Annotated in this window: 18 protein-coding genes; 8 read left to right on the top strand and 10 right to left on the bottom strand. The window is 71.0% G+C overall.

The genetic code is table 11. The features are described 5' to 3' along the window. Positions 1-212: 212 nt before the first annotated feature. A complete protein-coding gene (locus ABD743_RS06990) occupies positions 213-989 on the top strand; it encodes an IclR family transcriptional regulator domain-containing protein (RefSeq protein WP_344719987.1) in 777 nt (258 codons plus the stop codon). A 236-nt stretch (positions 990-1225) separates the two neighbouring features. On the opposite strand, the gene ABD743_RS06985 is transcribed toward ABD743_RS06990, so the two are convergent. Beyond that, positions 1226-5590 (bottom strand): HAD-IC family P-type ATPase, encoded by a 4365-nt coding sequence (locus ABD743_RS06985; RefSeq protein ID WP_344719986.1) that lies wholly within the window; start codon positions 5588-5590, stop codon positions 1226-1228. Positions 5591-5653: 63 nt separating this feature from the next. Continuing rightward, positions 5654-6166, bottom strand: a complete 513-nt coding sequence (locus ABD743_RS06980) for a hypothetical protein (RefSeq protein ID WP_344719984.1) — start codon at positions 6164-6166, stop codon at positions 5654-5656. 364 nt (positions 6167-6530) lie between these two features. On the opposite strand from ABD743_RS06980, the gene ABD743_RS06975 reads away from it, so the two are divergent. Together ABD743_RS06975 and ABD743_RS06970 are read left to right on the top strand one after the other, a co-directional pair. Beyond that, positions 6531-6884, top strand: coding sequence for a DUF3618 domain-containing protein (locus ABD743_RS06975; RefSeq protein WP_344719982.1), 354 nt, complete (start codon positions 6531-6533; stop codon positions 6882-6884). 54 nt (positions 6885-6938) lie between these two features. Continuing rightward, on the top strand, positions 6939-7853 hold the full coding sequence (locus ABD743_RS06970; protein ID WP_344719980.1) for a Dyp-type peroxidase: 915 nt from the start codon (positions 6939-6941) through the stop codon (positions 7851-7853). A 13-nt stretch (positions 7854-7866) separates the two neighbouring features. On the opposite strand, the gene ABD743_RS06965 is transcribed toward ABD743_RS06970, so the two are convergent. After that, a complete protein-coding gene (locus ABD743_RS06965) occupies positions 7867-8607 on the bottom strand; it encodes a Clp protease N-terminal domain-containing protein (RefSeq protein ID WP_344719978.1) in 741 nt (246 codons plus the stop codon). Between the two features lie 117 nt (positions 8608-8724). On the opposite strand from ABD743_RS06965, the gene ABD743_RS06960 reads away from it, so the two are divergent. Continuing rightward, positions 8725-9792 (top strand): YihY/virulence factor BrkB family protein, encoded by a 1068-nt coding sequence (locus tag ABD743_RS06960; protein WP_344719976.1) that lies wholly within the window; start codon positions 8725-8727, stop codon positions 9790-9792. Positions 9793-9816: 24 nt separating this feature from the next. Here ABD743_RS06960 and ABD743_RS06955 read toward each other — a convergent pair whose 3' ends face one another. Beyond that, on the bottom strand, positions 9817-9978 hold the full coding sequence (locus ABD743_RS06955) for a hypothetical protein (RefSeq protein WP_344719974.1): 162 nt from the start codon (positions 9976-9978) through the stop codon (positions 9817-9819). 565 nt (positions 9979-10543) lie between these two features. Next, positions 10544-10669 carry a hypothetical protein gene (locus ABD743_RS06950; protein WP_344719972.1) on the bottom strand — a complete coding sequence of 42 codons (126 nt, stop codon included), beginning with the start codon at positions 10667-10669 and terminating at the stop codon, positions 10544-10546. A gap of 47 nt (positions 10670-10716) precedes the next feature. On the opposite strand from ABD743_RS06950, the gene ABD743_RS06945 reads away from it, so the two are divergent. The 3 genes from ABD743_RS06945 to ABD743_RS06935 all read left to right on the top strand — a co-directional run bounded on the left by ABD743_RS06945 (position 10717) and on the right by ABD743_RS06935 (position 12881). Further along, complete coding sequence (locus ABD743_RS06945) at positions 10717-11709, top strand: Gfo/Idh/MocA family protein (RefSeq protein ID WP_344719970.1); 993 nt, start codon at positions 10717-10719, stop codon at positions 11707-11709. A gap of 56 nt (positions 11710-11765) precedes the next feature. Beyond that, positions 11766-12158: a VOC family protein gene (locus tag ABD743_RS06940; protein ID WP_344720734.1), complete on the top strand. Its 393-nt coding sequence runs from the start codon at positions 11766-11768 to the stop codon at positions 12156-12158. 228 nt (positions 12159-12386) lie between these two features. Beyond that, the gene (locus ABD743_RS06935; RefSeq protein WP_344719968.1) at positions 12387-12881 is read left to right on the top strand and encodes a bifunctional nuclease family protein; all 495 of its coding nucleotides are present in this window, start codon (positions 12387-12389) and stop codon (positions 12879-12881) included. Here ABD743_RS06935 and ABD743_RS06930 read toward each other — a convergent pair. Further along, complete coding sequence (locus tag ABD743_RS06930) at positions 12849-14114, bottom strand: MFS transporter (protein WP_344719966.1); 1266 nt, start codon at positions 14112-14114, stop codon at positions 12849-12851. The genes ABD743_RS06935 and ABD743_RS06930 overlap by 33 nt on opposite strands. Next, positions 14111-14572: a MarR family winged helix-turn-helix transcriptional regulator gene (locus ABD743_RS06925; RefSeq protein WP_344719964.1), complete on the bottom strand. Its 462-nt coding sequence runs from the start codon at positions 14570-14572 to the stop codon at positions 14111-14113. The genes ABD743_RS06930 and ABD743_RS06925 overlap by 4 nt, the downstream gene beginning before the upstream one ends. A gap of 48 nt (positions 14573-14620) precedes the next feature. Here ABD743_RS06925 and ABD743_RS06920 point away from each other — a divergent pair, with 48 nt between their 5' ends. Beyond that, entirely contained in the window at positions 14621-15064 is a 444-nt protein-coding gene (locus ABD743_RS06920; RefSeq protein ID WP_344719962.1) for an NUDIX domain-containing protein, read from the top strand. Positions 15065-15068: 4 nt separating this feature from the next. Here ABD743_RS06920 and ABD743_RS06915 read toward each other — a convergent pair whose 3' ends face one another. Genes ABD743_RS06915 through ABD743_RS06905 form a run of 3 tightly spaced genes read right to left on the bottom strand, consistent with a single transcriptional unit; the run spans position 15069 to position 17325 of the window. Next, positions 15069-15650, bottom strand: coding sequence for a hypothetical protein (locus ABD743_RS06915; RefSeq protein ID WP_344719960.1), 582 nt, complete (start codon positions 15648-15650; stop codon positions 15069-15071). Then, entirely contained in the window at positions 15647-16483 is an 837-nt protein-coding gene (locus ABD743_RS06910; RefSeq protein ID WP_344719958.1) for a carbohydrate ABC transporter permease, read from the bottom strand. Before ABD743_RS06910 ends, ABD743_RS06915 begins: the two co-directional genes overlap by 4 nt. A 5-nt stretch (positions 16484-16488) precedes the next feature. After that, complete coding sequence (locus ABD743_RS06905) at positions 16489-17325, bottom strand: carbohydrate ABC transporter permease (protein ID WP_344719956.1); 837 nt, start codon at positions 17323-17325, stop codon at positions 16489-16491. Between the last annotated feature and the right edge of the window lie 132 nt (positions 17326-17457).

Raw genomic sequence — 17457 nt, 5'->3', positions numbered from 1 at the left:
CTTGACCGCATCTGCGGGAGTGGTGACGGGCCTGGGGCGGCGTGGTGGCGCCGCTGCCAGAGGTGGTGCCGCTCTGCTGTCGCGGGCCGACAGGCGGCGTGAGCCCGTGTGTAAGTGGAGCGCCGGCTCCGCGAATGCGCCCGGATGGCCGCTAGTTACAGTGATACTAGTGAAGTTCCCGCCGGTACATGCGCAACGCAAGGGGAGAACAGGTGTCGTCGGACGTGCCCGCGGTCGAGAAAGCCATCCGGATCCTGGAGCGTCTCGCCGTGGAGTATCCACGTCCGGTATCCCCGGCCACGCTCATCGCCGACCTGGCCCTCAATCGCAGCACCTGCTACGGAATTCTGGCCACATTGCGTGCCCAGGGATGGGGCGTCTCGCCCGAGCGGGCGGGCTGGACGCTCGGGCCGCGCCTGCTCACTCTCGCCCGCACCGGCGAACACACGGCCGGGGTCGTGCGTGAGGAGCTCGACGAGCTGAGCATGCGACTGCGCGCCGTCACGGTTGCCGTGGTCCCCGACGGCTCCGGGGAGTTCGTCGTCGTCGCCACGGGTGAGTGCACGCAGGGGGTCAGGGTCAGCATCGGGATCGGTGACCGGCTGCCGGAGCCCGCCACGGCTGTGCGGCAGGTCGTCGCCGCGTGGGGTCTGCAGGGGGAGGCGTCGAGACATCGCCTTCCGCCGGACGAGCTGCGCGATCAGGGTGACGTGGTCACGCGGGTACGCGCGGACGGGTTCGGGCGCAGTGCCGGGGCCGCCGACCAGCCGCACGGCGTCGCCGCGGCTGCCGCGTTCGACGCCGACGGCCGCGTTCGCATGATCGTGACGGTGCTCGCGATGCCCGACCGGAAGTCGGACGAAGAGATGGACAGGATCGGCCGCGCCGTTCGTGACGCCGCCGTGGCGATCAGTACCCGTACCGGCGGAGTGCCACCGGCCTACGACGTACGCGCCGATCCGCCTCCGGTTTCGGGAATCGGCAGGTAGAGGTCAGTGCGCCGCTTGTGGATCAGACGGTGGCAGGCCGCAGCGCTCCCCAGAGGGACCGGGCGACCCGCACCGCGAGCCGCTCGAGCAGGGAAGCCGCAACAGCGACCAGCACCGCGGTGAGCATCTCAGTCATCGCATCCGCCTTCCGAGGAATTGCTCCAGGATCGGTGGCGGTGGTGAGCATTGCGCGCCGGTGGACTGGATGTCCGGTGGCGAGAAGATGACGAGCGCGTTCAGGCGCCTGTCAGTAGCCGTTGCGCCACGAGCTGGGCGCCGGTGGCCCCCACGGAGGCGCTGAGGGCGATGGCCCACTGGTGGGGAAGGAGCGGCTGGGAACCGACCACCCGGCTCAGGCCGGGTACCTGCACCGCGACCGCCAGCAGCACCATCGAGCCGGCGACCGCGGCGGCCACCAACGGGGTACGCCCGCGCACGGCGAGGGTCTGCCCGAGCTGGGCGCCGACGAGCGCGACGAGCCCTGTCGTGCTCGCCTGCCCGGCGGTGCTCACGGGCCGGGCCAGCAGCCACGCGATGCCTGCGGAGGTCGCCGTGATCGCGGCCCTGACCTCGATGTCGCGGGTGAGCGCGCCGCCCAGTGACTGTTCGGGGCCTTCGGCGAGCAGCTGCTCGGGCGTGGCGTCGGCGGGTGGCCGGACGGCGACGGCCATGGCGGGCAGCACGTCGGTGAGGAGGTTGATCAACAGCAGCTGCCGTGCGTTGAGGCCGCCGTTACTGCCTGCGATGCCCGTGGCGAGCGTGTAGGCGATCTCGCCGAGGTTCCCGCCGAGCAGGATGGACAGCGCGTCGCGCACCGAGGTCCACATGCCGCGGCCCTCGACGATCGCGTCGGTGATCGTCTCGATCCGGTCGTCGGTGACCACGACGTCAGCCGCCTCCCGCGCGGCCGCGGTGGCCCTGGCGCCCAGCGCGATGCCCACGTCGGCGAGGCGGATGGCGGGCGCGTCGTTGGTGCCGTCACCGGTGACGGCCACCGCGAGACCGCGTTGCTGGTACAGCCGGACGATGCGGGCCTTCTGCGCGGGGCTCACGCGCGCGAAGACGGCCGCGCGCGGTAGCGCCTCGACGAGCTGGGAGTCCGTGAGCTCCTCGAGCTCGGTGCCCGTCATCACCGTGCGCCCGTTCAGTGCGTCGAGCTCGCTCGCGATCGACTGCGCCGTGCTCGGGTGGTCCCCGGTGATCATGGCGATCTCGACACCGGCGGCGCGCAAGGTCGCGACGGCCTGGGCGGCGGTCGGCCGGACGGGGTCGACCAACGCGACGAGCCCGCGGAACTCCAGCTCCGTGACGTCGTCCTCGGTCAGCTCGGTCCGGTTCGTGATGCGCCGCTGGGCCACGGCGAGCACGCGGTGTCCTTGCAGGGCCAGCCGGTGTACCTCCTCGTCGATCACGGCGCAGGCCTGCTCGTCGAGCGGCTGGGTCTCGCCGTTGCGTCTGCGGGCGCTGCAGAGCGGGAGGACGACCTCGGGAGCGCCCTTGAGGCTGATCCGCGTGCCGGTACGGCCGCGCCACAGGGTGGCGTGGTAGGCCCGGCGGGACTCGAAGGGCAGCTCGTCGAGCTGCTCGACGACGGCGTGACCGTTCTCCGCGCTCACCCCGAGCGTGTGGGCGCCGCGCAGCACAGCCCGGTCGGTCTGGTGGGTGACCTGGTGGGGGTCGGCCCGGAACGGGCTGGCTCGCACGGCGGTGGCGATGACGTCCTGCAGGTCGGGGCGCAGCGGTTCGTCGACGCTCACGGTGTCGGTTCCGTCGGACACCTGCCGCAGGCTGATCCGGCCCTCGGTGAGCGTGCCGGTCTTGTCGAAGCAGAGCACGTTCACCCGCCCGAGAGCCTCGATCGTCGACGGGTTGCGGACCAGGGCTCCGCGGGCGGACAACCGCCGCGCGGCCGCGAGCTCGGCCACCGTCGCGACGAAGGGCAGCCCTTCGGGCACGGCGGCCACCGCGAGGCTGACGGCGCGGGTGAGCGCGATCCCCGCAGGCCGTCGGCGCAGGAGGTCGGACACCACCAGGACGACACCGGCACCGATCGAAATGGGAAGGGCGCGTGCGGTGAGCTTGCGCAACCTGGTCTCGACCCCGGTCGGCGGCGCCTGCTCGCCGGTCTGGCGCAGGGCTCGGCCGGCCTCGGTGTGGTCCCCGGTCGCGACGACCACCGCGTCGGTGCGGCCGACCGCGACCACCGTGCCCTCGTAGAGCATGGAACTCCGGTCGGCGATGGCTCGGGCGCTCGTCGCGCGGTTCGACTTCGCCACCGGCACCGACTCGCCCGTCAGGGACGACTCGTCGATCTCCAGGTCATGGCCGGTCAGCACGCGGGAGTCCGCCGGTACCGCGTCACCGGTCTGTAGCCGGATCACGTCGCCCTCGACCAGCTGGTCGGCCCGCAGCTCCACATCCGACTCCCCTCGCCGGACGTGGACGCGTGCCGCGCTGCTCTTCCGGAGCGTGCGGAGAGCCCGCTGCGCTCCGACCCGCTGCACGCCGCCGATCAGGGCGTTCACCGCGAGCACCGTGGTGATCAGCAACGGGTCGAGGATCGAGCCGGTCGCCGCCGAGACACCGGCGCCTGCTGCGAGCGCCGGAGTGAGCGGGTTGGCGAGCTCCTCCAGCGATGCCCTGGTGAGCCCGACCTCGTGCTGGTCATCGATGGATGGCCGGTCGCGCTGACGCAGCTGCGACTCGTGCTCGGTGAGCCCGGTGCGGGCGCTGTGCAACGACTGCAGCACGGCGTGAGCCGACATCGCATGCCACGGCGTGCGGTCGGCCGGTATCGGCCCCGGTCGCCTGGCCAACGAGATCCCCGACCAGGTGCCGAGGCCGAGCGCGACCAGTGCGGCGGTGTGCACGGGGATGGCGGCCCGTCCCGCGGCGCCGGTCGGAGGCCCGAGCACGGCGAGGAGTCCTCCCAGCCCCGACCCCCCGACGGCGAGCTGGGCGGACCGGCGGCTGACCTGCTGAGCCACCCCGATCGCGTCCAGCAGCAGGCACACCTCTGTGGCCGTTCTGGTGAGCACGTCCGCGGTCCACGGCGGGGGCTTCCGGGGTCCGACCACGCCGATCCCGACGTCTGCGGCGACCAGCGCGGTGCGGTGGTTCCTGCTGACCACGGCGACGACGTGGCCGTCCGTCTGCAGCGCCCGCACGGAGTCCATCAGCGCGGCCCCGCCGGGAACGGCGCCGTCGAGCTCCAGGCGTCGCGAGAGCTCGCGGGGGCCGCCGACGAGCACCAGGCCGGCCCGGGTGGCCGAGGCCACCACGGACTCGGCGAAGGGGTCCAGTGCCGGCGAGACGCCGATGAGGGCGACCGGCTCGCCGCCGCGCCGCAGGGTCAGCAGCGTGGACGACCGGCGCCCGAGCACGGCGGCGACCTCGCCCAGCCGCCCTGTCGGCTCCGGCTCGGTCGGCCCGACCGACCATCCCTCGTTCGCACGTGCCCGCAGCGGCCTTCGCAGGTCGACCAGGTCGTGGGCCCGCTCGACGAGCTCGGACAGCTCGGAGCCGGGCTCCTCCGCGAGGGGAATCACGTCGTCCACGGCCTGGTGGCCGGCCAGCAGGACGTCCTCGTCCAGAACGACCGTGTCGACGCGGTCGAGTCGGCGCAGCACGTTCCGGTCGAGGACGAGCGTGCCTTTCGCAGCGGCGTCGCGGCCGAGCTGAGCGGCGAACCCTTCGCGGCCCGACCGCGCGGCCTTGGGGGCGCCGAGAGCGAGCGCGGTGGTCGCCAGCGGCACGGACCGCGTGGCGGCCAACAGCGCGGCGGCGCCGCCGAGCGCGGCCAGCGGCGTCTGGTCGGCGACTTTCTCGACCGGCCCCGGCGGCATCGGTGCAGGGCGCGGGCCCACTGGTCGTGGCATGGCTCGATGGGCGCCCTCCTGATCGGCGAGCGCGTCCTCCCACGCTGTCCAGACCCGGCGGCGCGCCTGGTTCTCCTGGTAGAGGACGAAACGCTGGCATGCGTCGACGATGAGCCCGATCGGGCGCTTGCCGAGCCCGTTGGACAACGCCGCTCCGGTGCTGAGCAGTGCGTCGGCAGTGGGTTCACCCAGGGCTCCCGCGACGTAACCGCGCAGCCGGGGGGAGGCGTCGATCAGCGCGAGGACGGATGCCGGCAGCGCGACCGGTGCGGCGGGCACCGCCCGGCCGACCGTCGTGTAGACGAGCGCGGCGGCGTGAATGCCCAACAGGGCGGCCTCCTGCAGCGCCCGGCGAGCGTTCCCCGGATGCTCCTGGCTCGTGTACGGCTCCGACGCGAGTCCGTTCTCCCGCTCGACGTCCGCCACGATGTCCAGTGCGTCGGACACCGGGAGCAAGTCCGGATCGAACTCGACCATGACGTGGCCGAGCGCCGCGTTCACCTCCGCGCGGCGGACCGCGGGATGCTCGGCGAGCTGCTCCTCGACGGCCGCGGCGATGGCGGCGTCGCTGGTGTGCACCCCACGCAGGGGAACGTGCACCCGGCCCGGCGCCACCGTCGTGGCGTCGCAGGTGGCGGCGTAGGCCAGTTCGGCCACCCCGTTCGCCGCGCCGAGGACGGTGCCCACAGCGCTACCCGCAAGGTTGAACACACTCTGCAACATCTGCCCTCGCACACAACGGACGAGCCACGGCCTCTGCCGCGGCTCGTCGCTCCATGGATCAGGTCAGTTCCGCGCCCTCGCCCCGCGCATTCCACCTACCTGTGGACCGTCTCCCCGCGGCTCGGGTTTCGCCGCCCCCCGGCCGGCCAGAGCGCTTCCGATACCGATGGCCGCCGCTACCGGCCATTCGATCGCTCCGATGACCGCGGTGGCCGCCAAGCCCCCGAAGAACAACAACGTCTTCGGCGGCGGCAGAACGGACAGCGCCTTTCGTCCGGCCGAGTCGAGATCCTCGCGGGTCGGCGGACGCACTTCCGGCATACGGATCTCCGGCATACGGATCTCCGGCATATGGAGCTCCGGCATGTGAATATCCGGAACCCGGAACTGGGCGGTCATGAACGGCAGGTCGACCGTGGCCGACCGCTTGCCCTCGAAGCGGCCTTCGGCCGGATGATCCGGCCGCACCTCCCCCGTGAGACCGCCGGTGCCACCACCGGAGATAGTGCCTGTGGGCTTTCCCGGCGACCGCGGCACGCCGGTGCCCTTGTCTGCGGTCCTCGGCCTGCCTGCCACGGCCCCTCCTCGCTCTGCGCGCTGCTCGAGATGGAATCAGAGCGTTACCTGGGTGGCGACGAAACAAACGTCGTATTGACGGATCAGGGCCGATTGACAGCGCGGGTTACGACGGTCGCCGGACAACGTTCGAAAAATGATCGCTTTTGCCTGCTTCGTCCCTCGGAGGCTTGCACGTTGTGGATCCGAGAACCTGCCGTATACGGCCGCCGGGGCTGGCGGGATGGGGTAAACGGTCATTTCATGGAGGCAGGCGGGGACGGCGTAGTCACGAGAGGGGCGCCAGATGAGCACGGGTGCGAGAAGTGCGGGCAGCGGTGACAGCGAGGACGATGCGGTGCCTGTGGCGCCGGACCGTCCTGTCGTGGACGGTCGCACGATGTCGCCCGAGGAGCTCCGGGAAGAGGTCGAGGAGCTCCGCGACGAGCGTGTGGTGCACATCGAGGAACTGCGCGCCGAGCTGGGCGACACCGTCGAGGAGCTCGCTTCGCGCTTCGACGTGCCGGCGCGGGTGCAGGCCAGAAAGGAGGAGGCGGTCGCTGCGGCGCTGCAGCAGGTCGACGAGCTCTATCGCCTCGCGACCGTGAAGGTCGCGGAAGTTCGCAGGTTCGTCCGCGAGAAGCCGGGCGCGGCGGCCGGGGCGGCCGCCGCCCTGCTGCTCCTGATCGTGCTCCGGAGGCGTCGGCGCAAGGTTCGATGCGCGAGCACGTGGGGCTGACCCGACGCGCAGGGCCGCGGCAGGCGTCGCCGGGACTTTGCGAGCATGACGATCATGAGCGCACAGCCGGGCATCTTCGCCCTCGGTACTCCGGAGCACGGGTACCTGGAGTTCGATCTTCGGCCCGGGGTACGTGCGGTCGATCTGGTCACGGCGGCGGCCGGGTTGGTAGGGCCGCTTTCCACCACCGGCGGTGTCAACCTTGTCGTCGGTCTCCGCCCCGAACTTTGGGCGGAGGTGGCGGACCGGGCCGACGTACCCACCGGAGCTCGTAGCTGGGAGGAGGGTGTCGTCGGCCCGGATGGATTCACGATGCCCGCCACCCAGCACGACGCGTGGCTGTGGCTGGCGGGTGGCGACCGCACCGCCGTGTTCGACAACGGCCGTACGGTGATCGACGGCCTGGCGGCGGTTGCCGTGCTGCGGCGGGAGACGGCCGGCTGGTTGTACAGCCACGACCGCGATCTCACCGGCTTCATCGACGGCACCGAGAACCCGTCGCTGCTGGAGGCGCCCGAGGTGGCGCTGGTCCCTGACGGATCGCCCGGGGCGGACAGCAGCGTGGTCCTGTTCCAGCTGTGGGAGCACAACAGCGACGGGTGGGAGGGACTGGCGCAGGAGGAGCAGGAGCGGGTGATCGGCCGGACCAAGCCCGACAGCATCGAGCTCGACGACGCCGCGAAGCCCGCCGACAGCCACGTCGCACGGACCGTGCTCGAGGTCGACGGCGTCGAGCTGGACATCTTCCGTCGCAACGTCGCCTACGGGACCGTGTCGCTTCACGGCACGGCGTTCGTCGGCTTCAGCTTCGACCAGTGGCGACTCGAGGAGATGCTGCGCCGGATGGCGGGCGTGGGCGACGGGATCCGCGACGCGCTGACCCGCTACACCCAGCCCGTCACCGGCGGGTATTACACGATTCCCTCGGTCACCGCGCTCGCCCGGTTCGCGCCTCCCGGGGACGACTGACCGGACGCCTCGGTCAGTGCCTCTCCTGGGCCGCGATGAGAGCCGCTAGGGCGGCGACGATCGTGGCCTCGGCGTTCGCCTTGGTCAGGCCGAGGCCGGAGAGCAGTCCCTGGCCGTCCTCGACGTCCAGCAGTGCGAGCAGGATGTGCTCGGTGCCGACGTAGTCGTGGTCGAGGCGCAGCGCTTCCCGGAACGTGAGCTCCAGGACCTTCTTCGCCTGGGAGTCGAACGGGACGAGTGCCGGCATTTCCGCGGACGCCTCCGGAAGGGCTGCCGTGGCGGCCTGTCGCACGGCCTCCAGCGATACGCCCTGCGCGACGATTGCCTCCGTGCCGATCGAGTCCGGCTGGCCCAGCAGTCCCAGCACCAGGTGCTCCGGCCGGATCTCGGCGTTGCTCGCCGCCCGTGCCTCGTTCTGGGCGCCCACCACCACGAACCGCGCCCGAGGGGTGTACCGGCCGAAGCCCTGGCTCGGGTCGAGATCGTTCGCCTCGCCCGGTTCCTTCGGCATGAACCGCTTCTGGGCTGCCTGCTTGGACACGCCCATGCTCCGGCCGATGTCGGTCCAGGACGCACCGGAGCGCCGCGCCTGGTCGACGAAGTGGCCGATCAGGTGGTCGGCCAGGTCGTCGAGGGCGCCGGCGACCACGACTGCGCCCGCGAGCTGGTCGAGAGCACCGGTGTGGGACGTCTTGATGGCGTCGATCAGGTCGTCGAGCCGAACGGGGGCCGTCATGCGAACGGGATTCGTCATGCGTCAACCCTAAGTTGACGGTGCGCAAATCGTCAACCTGAAGTTGACGATCCGTTGCGGCCCGCATGATCGACTACCCGCGGGGACGGCCCGGAGCGAACAGCGCATCCTTACCCGATGACGGGGCCGAAGGACGAGGGGCCGGTGTTCGACGACGAGCGCCCGTTAGGGGCGACGTCCGACATCCGTCCCGAGCGGAGCCATCCGGTGCGCCGGCTGCTGGGGCGCACGGTCAGCAGCGCGTGGGAGGACGACCTCTTCAGCGAGTCGGCATCCGCGGCGTTCTGGCAGACGTTGTCGCTACCGCCGCTGCTGCTCGGCCTGTTCGGACTGCTCGGCTACACCAGCGGCTGGTTCGGTCCGGACACCGTCACGGCCGTCCAGCAGTGGATCATCAACCTCACCAGCGGGGTGTTCAGCCGCAACGCGGTGGACCAGATCATCGTGCCCACCGTCGCGGACGTCCTGACCACCGCTCGCGGCGAGGTCGTCTCCTTCGGGTTCGTGCTCAGCTTCTGGTCGGGTTCGTCGGCGATGGCCGCGTTCGTCGACGCGGTCACGCGGGCGTACGGCCAGTACCAGCTACGCAACCTCGTCTGGCAGCGGATTCTCGCGATCCTGCTCTACCTGGTGGGCCTCGCGATCGGCATCGTGGTCCTGCCCATCGTCGCGCTGGGGCCCGACCGTCTCCTGCCGCTCCTGCCCGACACGTGGGAACCCGTCGCGGCGCTGGTGCTCGGCTCGCTCTACTACCCGGTGATCGGAATCGTGCTCATGCTCGCGCTCACCACGTTCTACAAGATCGCGCTGCCGCTCAAGCCGCCGTGGTACCGCGGTCTGCCCGGCGCCGTGCTGGCGGTCGTGGTGTTCTTCGTCAGCGCCACCGGACTGCGCTTCTACCTCGACTGGATCACCAGCACCGGTTACACGTACGGCGCTCTGGCGGCGCCCATCGCGTTCCTGCTCGGCATGTTCTTCATCGCGCTCGCGATCGTCCTGGGCGCGCACCTCAACGCAGCCGTGCAGTCGCTGTGGCCTGCTCCGCTGCGCCGCCGGGGCAGGGCCGCCGAGCAGCCGGACGCGGCGGAGGAACTCGCCCGCGCGATCCGCGCCGCTCCCGAAGCTGCTGCGGCGGTCCTGAAAAACCTCGGCTACGCGGTCACGCCCGACGTCCGCAAGGGTTGAGGATGCGCCGGGCCGTCGGGCGGATCAGCGGCCGGAGCGTGCTCGGAGGCGGTTGGTCGCCCGATCGGCCATCGCCAACCAGGTCTCGTGTTGCAGCTTCACCACGCCGTCGACCATCGAGCAGAAGAGCGTGACGGGCCTCCAGGCCAGGTCGATCCCCACCGCGAGGGCCCTGAAGGGCTCCATCGGGACGGGCCAGTCGGCTCCCTGAGGCGTCCCTGTCGGGGGCCCCGGCCGTCCCGCGGGGCCGGGCGGCCCGGGCTCGCCGCGCAGGCCTCGCTCGCCCGGGGCTCCCCGCTCGCCGCGGGGTCCTTGCTCGCCGGGCTCACCGGCTGGTCCCGGCTCTCCGCGGGGCCCGGGCTCGCCGGCGGGCCCCTGCGCACCCTGCTCTCCGCGGGGTCCTTGTTCACCGGCTGGTCCCTGCTCCCCGCGGGGTCCGGACCCGCCCGTAGGCCCCTGCTCGCCCTGCTCTCCGCGGGGTCCTTGTCCGCCGGGTTCACCGGCTGGTCCCGGCTCCCCGCTGGGCCCCGGCTCCCCGCGCTCGCCCTTCTCGCCGCGGACCTGTGCGCTACGGGCTGTCGTCCCCGTCGTCCTGGCGGTGCTGGCCGGTTGAGCTGCCGCGCGTTGCGTACGCCGCGGCGATGACCTGGACCGCTGCCCCTCTGCCGGCTGGTCCGGGTCGGTGCCTCGGCGGTCGGGCGACGATTCCTCTGCCACTGCGCTCCTTCGTTCCGATCGTTCGGCCGGACACTCAACTGCGTGGCCGGATCTCGATGCCGTCTTGATAGGTATCCCAGGCAAGGATCGACAATTCAAGCGATCGGAGCCGGAACATCACATCCACCACCGTCTCGAACGTACGTTCGAGGTTGTCCACCGGGTTGTCCACAGCTTGTGGAGCGTCCGGACCGGCAGGATGGGGGAATGAGCATCGTCCGCTGGGGAGTGGTGGGACCAGGCCGCATTGCGGCGAAGGTGGTGGCCGACTTCGTGCACGTGCCCGGGGCCGAGGTCGTCGCTGTGGCATCGCGCTCGGCCGAGCGGGCCGAGGCCTTCGCCGACGCCCACGGCATCGGCCGCTACCACGCGTCTTACCGCGCGATCGTCGATGACGACAGCGTCGACGTCCTCTACATCTCCACCCCGCACCCGCAGCACCGCGCCGTGGCGCTGGCCGCTCTCAAGGCGGGGAAGGCGGTGCTGGTGGAGAAGGCGTTCACGGTGACGCCCGCCGCCACCCGGGAGATCGCGGCCGCGGCAACCGACGCCGGGGTCTTCGCGATGGAGGCCATGTGGACGCGCTTCCAGCCCGCCGTCGTGCGGATGCGCGAGCTGATCGCCGAAGGTGCGATCGGCGATGTCCGCGGCGTGCAGGGGGAGTTGGGGGTGAACGCGCCCACCGACCCGCTGGACCGCTACTACAACGCCGCGATCGGTGGGGGCGCCCTGTTCGACCTCACCGTCTACCCGATCTCGTTCGCGCAGATGGTGCTCGGCACGCCGGACACGGTCGCCGCCCACGGCACGCTCGACGCCGCAGGCGTGGACATCGAGGAGGCCGTGCTCCTCGGCTGGGCCGACGGGCGCACCGCCTCCCTCTTCTGCTCGCTCCGCTGCGCCACCCCGGGGCAGATGCGCGTGTACGGCACCGAGGGCTGGATCGATGTCCCGCCGCGTTTCCACCACCCCGACACGTTCGTGCTGCACCGCACCGGCCGCAGCCCGCAGGAGGTGACACTGCCCCACACCGGGGGCGGCTACGCGCACGAGCTGCGCGAGGTCACCGACTGCATCCTGGCGGGGCGTGGGGAAAGTGCCGTGATGCCACTGGCCGACACGATCGCGGTGCAGGACGTGATGGGCGAGGTGGCCGACCGGCTCGGCATGCATCCCCAGGAGGGTCCCGCCGAGCTGTAGCGCAATCCCCGCACCGGGCTCGGCGCGCGCCGATCGCGCATGATCGTCGTGTGCAGATGCGGATCGATCTCGTCACCGTCGTCGTCGAGGAGTACGACCCCGCGATCGCGTTCTTCGTCGACGTCCTCGGCTTCGAGTTGGTGGAGGACTCGCCGTCCCTCACGAACGACGGCAGGCCGAAGCGCTGGGTCGTCGTCCGGCCGCCGGGTACCCAGACCGGGCTGCTCCTTGCCCGCGCCGACGGGGAACGCCAGGCCGGCGCCGTGGGGAACCAGGTGGCCGGCCGGGTCGGGTTCTTCCTCCAGGTGCCCGACTTCGACGCGACCTTCACCCGGATGACCTTGGCGGGCGTGGAGTTCGTGACCCCACCCCGCACCGAGGCCTACGGCCGTGTCGCCGTGTTCCTCGACGTCGCAGGCAACCGGTGGGACCTCCTCGGGCCGGTCTGAGCACTAGTGCCGAGGAAACGAGGTCGTCTTACCCGCCTCCGGCGCCCAGGCGGCGCCTCGGGGCGTTGTCGTCGGCGCCGATACAACAGCGGTATCGGCGCCTCCTCCGCCTTCCGATGCATCCGCCTGGACACCGGATCCGGGCAAGGAACCCCGTTTCCGCGACACTAGCCCCGCGGACGAACAGGAGATGTCGCGCGGCCGCATGTGGTGTCGCACACTGCCGAGATGCGGGCGATGCGTGTGCTGCGGTTGGTGGTCCACACGCGGACGCGGGAGCCGGTGCTCCTGCTCGGCGAGATCGACGGCGACCGCTGCCTGCCGGTGTTCCTGCACCGCGCCCCGGCGGAGGTGATCGCGGCCGGGCGCCGGAACGAGTCCGACCCGCCGCTCACCCAGGACGTGCTCCTGCCCGTCGTCACGGGTCTCGGGCACCGGCTCGACGGCGCCGAGATCACGCAGTTGCGCGACGGCCGGTTCTCCGCGGCTCTCGTGTTCGACTCGAGCACCCGGGTACCGGTCCGGCCGAGCGACGCACTGGCCGTCGCAGTGCGGTACGGGCTGCCGATCGGCGTCGCCGACGAGATCCTCGACGACGTCGGTCAGCCGATCGCCGACCTGTTCCCCGACGGCACGGACGCCCCGCCCGACCAGCAGCTACGCGACTTCCGGGAGTTCCTCGACGACGTCTCACCCGACGACTTCGGCAGCGCGGGCCGCTGACTCCCGCCGGACGTAGATCGCTCCCAACGCGGCCGCGACGAGGCATGCCAGCGCACCCAGTATCAGCCCGGCGCGTCCTCCGAAGTGCCCGCTGACCAGGCCGGCGATCGGGCCGCCGATCGGGGTCGACCCGAGGAATGCGACGGCCCACAGCGCCATCACCCGCCCTCGCATGTGTGGAGCGGCGGTCAGCTGCAGCGTGCTGTTGCCGGTGGACTGGAAGGCGACGCTCGCCGCACCGACCAGGCCCATGCCCAGCAGCGCCACGAGCAGTGTCGGGGAGAGCGCGACGAAGAGCAGCGCCACGCCGAACGCGACGGCGCCGACCACCATCGACCGCATCCCGGTGCGTCCACGCGCAGCCACGTAGAGCCCGCCCATGACCGCGCCCACACCCATGGCGGCGGTCAGGAACCCGTAGGTGCGCGCGTCTCCGGCGAACGTCTCGCTGGCGACGATCGGCAGCACCACCTGGAACTCGTACGCGAGGCAGCCGACCAGCGCCATCATCAGCAGCGGGACCGCGAGCCGTGGGGTCCGTCTCACGTAGCTGAGGCCCTCGCGCAGCTGCCCTGGCGCCCTCGGGGCCGGTGTCGACGGGGTGAGCTTCGAGACGTCGAGCCTGGTGAGCGACACGACGACCGCGACGAAGCTCGCCGCGTTGAGCAGGAAGCACAGGCCGATGCCGCCGGTGGCGATCACGATGCCGGCCACGGCCGGACCGACCGCTCTGGCCGAGTTGACGAGCACCGAGTTGAGGCTCACCGCGTTGCGCAGATCCGTCGGGCCGACCATCTCCAGCACGAACGACTGGCGTGCAGGGTTCTCGAAGCTGTTGTTCAGGCCCAGCAGGACGGCGAGAACGTAGACCTCCCACAGCCGGACCGCTCCGGTGATCGTCAGCAGTCCGAGCAGCAGCGCGAGTACGCCCATCATCGACTGCAGGCCGATCATCAGCTTGCGCTTGTCCATCCGGTCGGCGATCACGCCGCCGTACGGGCCGAGCACGAGCGTGGGCAGGGTCTGCAGTGCGACGACCAGGCCGAGCGCGGTGGCCGAGCCTGTGAGCTGGAGGACCAGCCAGGACTGCGCAATCGTCTGCATCCAGGTGCCGACGAGCGAGATCGACTGGCCGGTCAGGTAGCGGCGGTAGTTGCTGTTGGACAGGGACGCGAAAGTCTGTCGGCGTAGCGCATCCAGGGGGGCGAGTGCCCGCTCGCCGACGACGGTCATCGATTCTCCTTGCGTGGGCTGTGTGGGGAGCACTGGTCTGCGAGTGATTCCAGGGCCGGCAGGGCGGCGAGCAACTCGGCCGCGCCGGCCTCGGGAAGACCCGTGAGCCGTTCTCTGAGTAGTTGGGTGCGTTCGTTGCGCACGCGCAGGTGCTCCGCGGTGCCGGCGTCCGTGCACTCGACGTGGGCCACTCGCCGGTCGTCGGGATCCGTGCTGCGCCTGAGCAGGCCGCGGTCCTCCAGCTTCGCGACGATGCGCGACAGCATGGTGGGGTTCACACCCTCTGCATCGGCCAGATCGGACAGCCGTACCGACCCGAGGCGGGAGACCGTGGCCAGCACGGATGCCTGGGTGCGCGTCAGTGAGGCACCTTGGGACTGGCGATCGAGCAGCCGCGCGATGCGGGTCAGAGCCACCCGGAGCCGGATGACGTCGTCGTTGTCGAAGGTCTCCGTCATGTCGCCTCCCCATGTAGTTGCCTGCCAATAAGCAACTATACTCTCCGGGTGACCCGAGCGTTGATCGCGGCCGGAGCATTGTTCGTGGACGCCGCAGAGCGGGTGCTGATCGTCGAACCGACGTACAAGCAGACGTGGGAGATCCCGGGCGGGATGGTCGAGGACGGCGAGACACCCCGCGAGGCGTGTGTGCGGGAGCTGCGCGAGGAGCTCGGCCTCGACCTGGCGCCCGGTGTGCTGCTGGCCGTCGACTGGGCGCCGCGCGAGGGCGTCGACCGGGTGCTGTTCGTCTTCGACGGCGGTGTGCTGGACGACGGGCAGGTCGGCGCGATCAGGCTCCCGCCCGACGAGCTGGCCTCGTGGACCTATGTGCCGCCCGGCGAGCTCGCTCCCCGGCTGGCTCCGTGGCTACATCGCCGGGTCGTCGCAGCGCTGGGGGCGAAGGCGGCAGGCCAGACCTGGTACCTGGAGTACGGCGTCCGAGCGGGTTGATCGATCAGCGCCGTCGGGTGTCAGCGCGGGTCTCGACGGCCGTGCCCGCGAGCACCAGGCAACCCAGCGCCAGCGGCAGCAGCGCCGGGAGCTGCCACGTCAGCGCCGCGACGGCGACGAGCGCCCCGGCCAGCAGGGCACTGCCGGAGAGATCGGCACCGGCGCGGGACGACGCGAGCCGGATCAGCGCGACCCACGACGGTCCGTCGTGGCGCCACTGCGCCGCGGCGCGCAGGAGGACCACGAGCGCGCCCGCACCGGCGGCTGCGACGACCATCGCCACGACCGCGCCACCCGGCACCGGAGCCCGGAGCAGGACGAGTGCGTCGAACCCGAGCAGCGCCCCGCCGCCTGCCACGCCGACCGCTGCGGGTGCGCTCGTCCGGAGGGCTGCGCGCAGGTCGCCGACGAAGGTGCGGGCACCGACGGCCCGATGGTCGACGAGTCTGCGAACGCCCGAGCACCCGGCCGCGAGCGCCGCCGGAAGCGTCACGACGGGCAGCGCCGCCACTGCCACCAGCACGCCGAGCAGCAAGCACTCGGCGAAGAGCTCCAGCCTGCTCACGCGCGTGGTCTCCATGGTCATCCCTTCACCCCCGACGTCGCCACGCCCTCCACGAGGTAGCGCTGGAAGGCCAGGAAGAACAGCAGCACGGGGACGAGCGCCAGCAGCGACATCGCGATCATCGCCCCGTAGTCGGACGTGGTGGTCTGATCGATGAACGCCTGCAGCGCGATCGGGAGCGGGTAGTTCTCCGGGCTGTTGAGATACAGCAGCGGACCGAGGAAATCGTTCCACGTCCAGATGAACGTGAAGATCGACACGGTGATCAGCGCCGGCCGCGACAGCGGGAGGATCACGTTCCAGAACAGCCTCAGGTGACCGCAACCGTCGATCGTGGCGGCCTCGTCGAGCTCCTTCGGCAGGGTGCGCATGAACTGCACGATCAGGAACACGAAGAACGCCTCGGTGGCGAGGAACTTGCCGATCAGCAGCGGTACGAACGTGTCGATCAGTCCGGCCCGCTGGAAGATGATGTACTGCGGAATGATCATGACGTGGAACGGCAGCAACAACGTGCCGATCATCATCGTGAACATGAGCCCGCGGCCACGGAACCGCAGCCGGGCGAACGCGTATCCCGCCATGGCCGACGACGCCACCGTGCCGAGCACGGCGAGCCCGGCCAGCACCACGGAATTGCGGAAGAACGTCCACACGCTCACCCCGGCGATGCCCTCCGCCGCCCGGGCGTAGTTCGCCCCCGTCGGCTCGGCCGGGAACAGTTCGATGCTGCCGACGATGTCCGTCGACGGCTTGAACGACGCACCGATCGTCCAGGCCACCGGGTAGAGCAACACCACGAGGATCGCGAGCGCGACGGCGTGCCAGACCGCCCGGCGGACACGGGTGCTCATCGCATTCATGAGGTGCTCCCGTCGTTGTAGAAGACCCACGAGCGAGAGGTACGGAAGAGCACCGCGGTGACCAGCCCGACGGCGAGCAGGAGCATCCACGCCATCGCCGACGCGTAACCCATCCGGAAGTCCTGGAAGCCGCGTTCGTACAGGTAGAGCGTGTAGAACAGCGTCGACCCGGCGGGACCGCCGAGGCCGTTGCCGCTGCTCACCACGAATGCGCTGGTGAATGCCTGGAAGGCACCGATCGTCTCCATCAGCACGTTGAAGAAGATCACCGGTGACAGCGTCGGCAGCGTGATCGACCAGAACTTGCGCCACGCGCCCGCACCGTCGCACTCGGCGGCCTCGTACAACTCGCGGGGAATCTGCTGAAGCCCCGCCAGGAAGATCACCATCGGGGCGCCGAACTGCCATACGGCGAGCAGCACGAGGATCATCAGCGCCCGCGACGGGTCGCCGACCCACCCGCCCGACGGGAAGCCGATCGCCGTGAGCACCCGGTCGACGGCGGCGTCGTCGCTGAAGAGGGCGCGCCAGGTGATCGCGATGCTGACGCTCGCGCCGATCAGCGAGGGCGCATAGAAAGCCGAGCGGTAGAACCCCTGAGCCCTGCGCGGCCGGGCCAGCAACATCGCGACAGCCAGCGCGACGGCCAGTTTGAGCGGGGCCGAAAGCACCACGTAGGTGAGCGTGACCAGCACGGACTGGCGCCACCGCTGGTCTGTGAACATGTCGATGTAGTTCTCGAGCCCGACCCACTCCGGCGCCGTGAACAGGTTGTAGTCGGTGAACGACAGGTAGAGCGACGCCAGCATCGGCCCCAGCGTCAGCAGGACCATGCCCAGGATCCACGGACTCAGGAAGAAGTACCCGGCCGGCCCGTCGGAGCGCAGCGATCGCCGTGCGCGCCCACCCGTCCTGATATCGGCCTGACGGGGAACGGCGCTCGGCGGAGGGCTCCCGGACAGAGC

The organism is Pseudonocardia yunnanensis (assembly GCF_039534065.1).
In the GTDB taxonomy this organism is placed as follows: domain Bacteria; phylum Actinomycetota; class Actinomycetes; order Mycobacteriales; family Pseudonocardiaceae; genus Pseudonocardia; species Pseudonocardia yunnanensis.
This window is presented reverse-complemented; position numbering and strand designations above follow the sequence as displayed.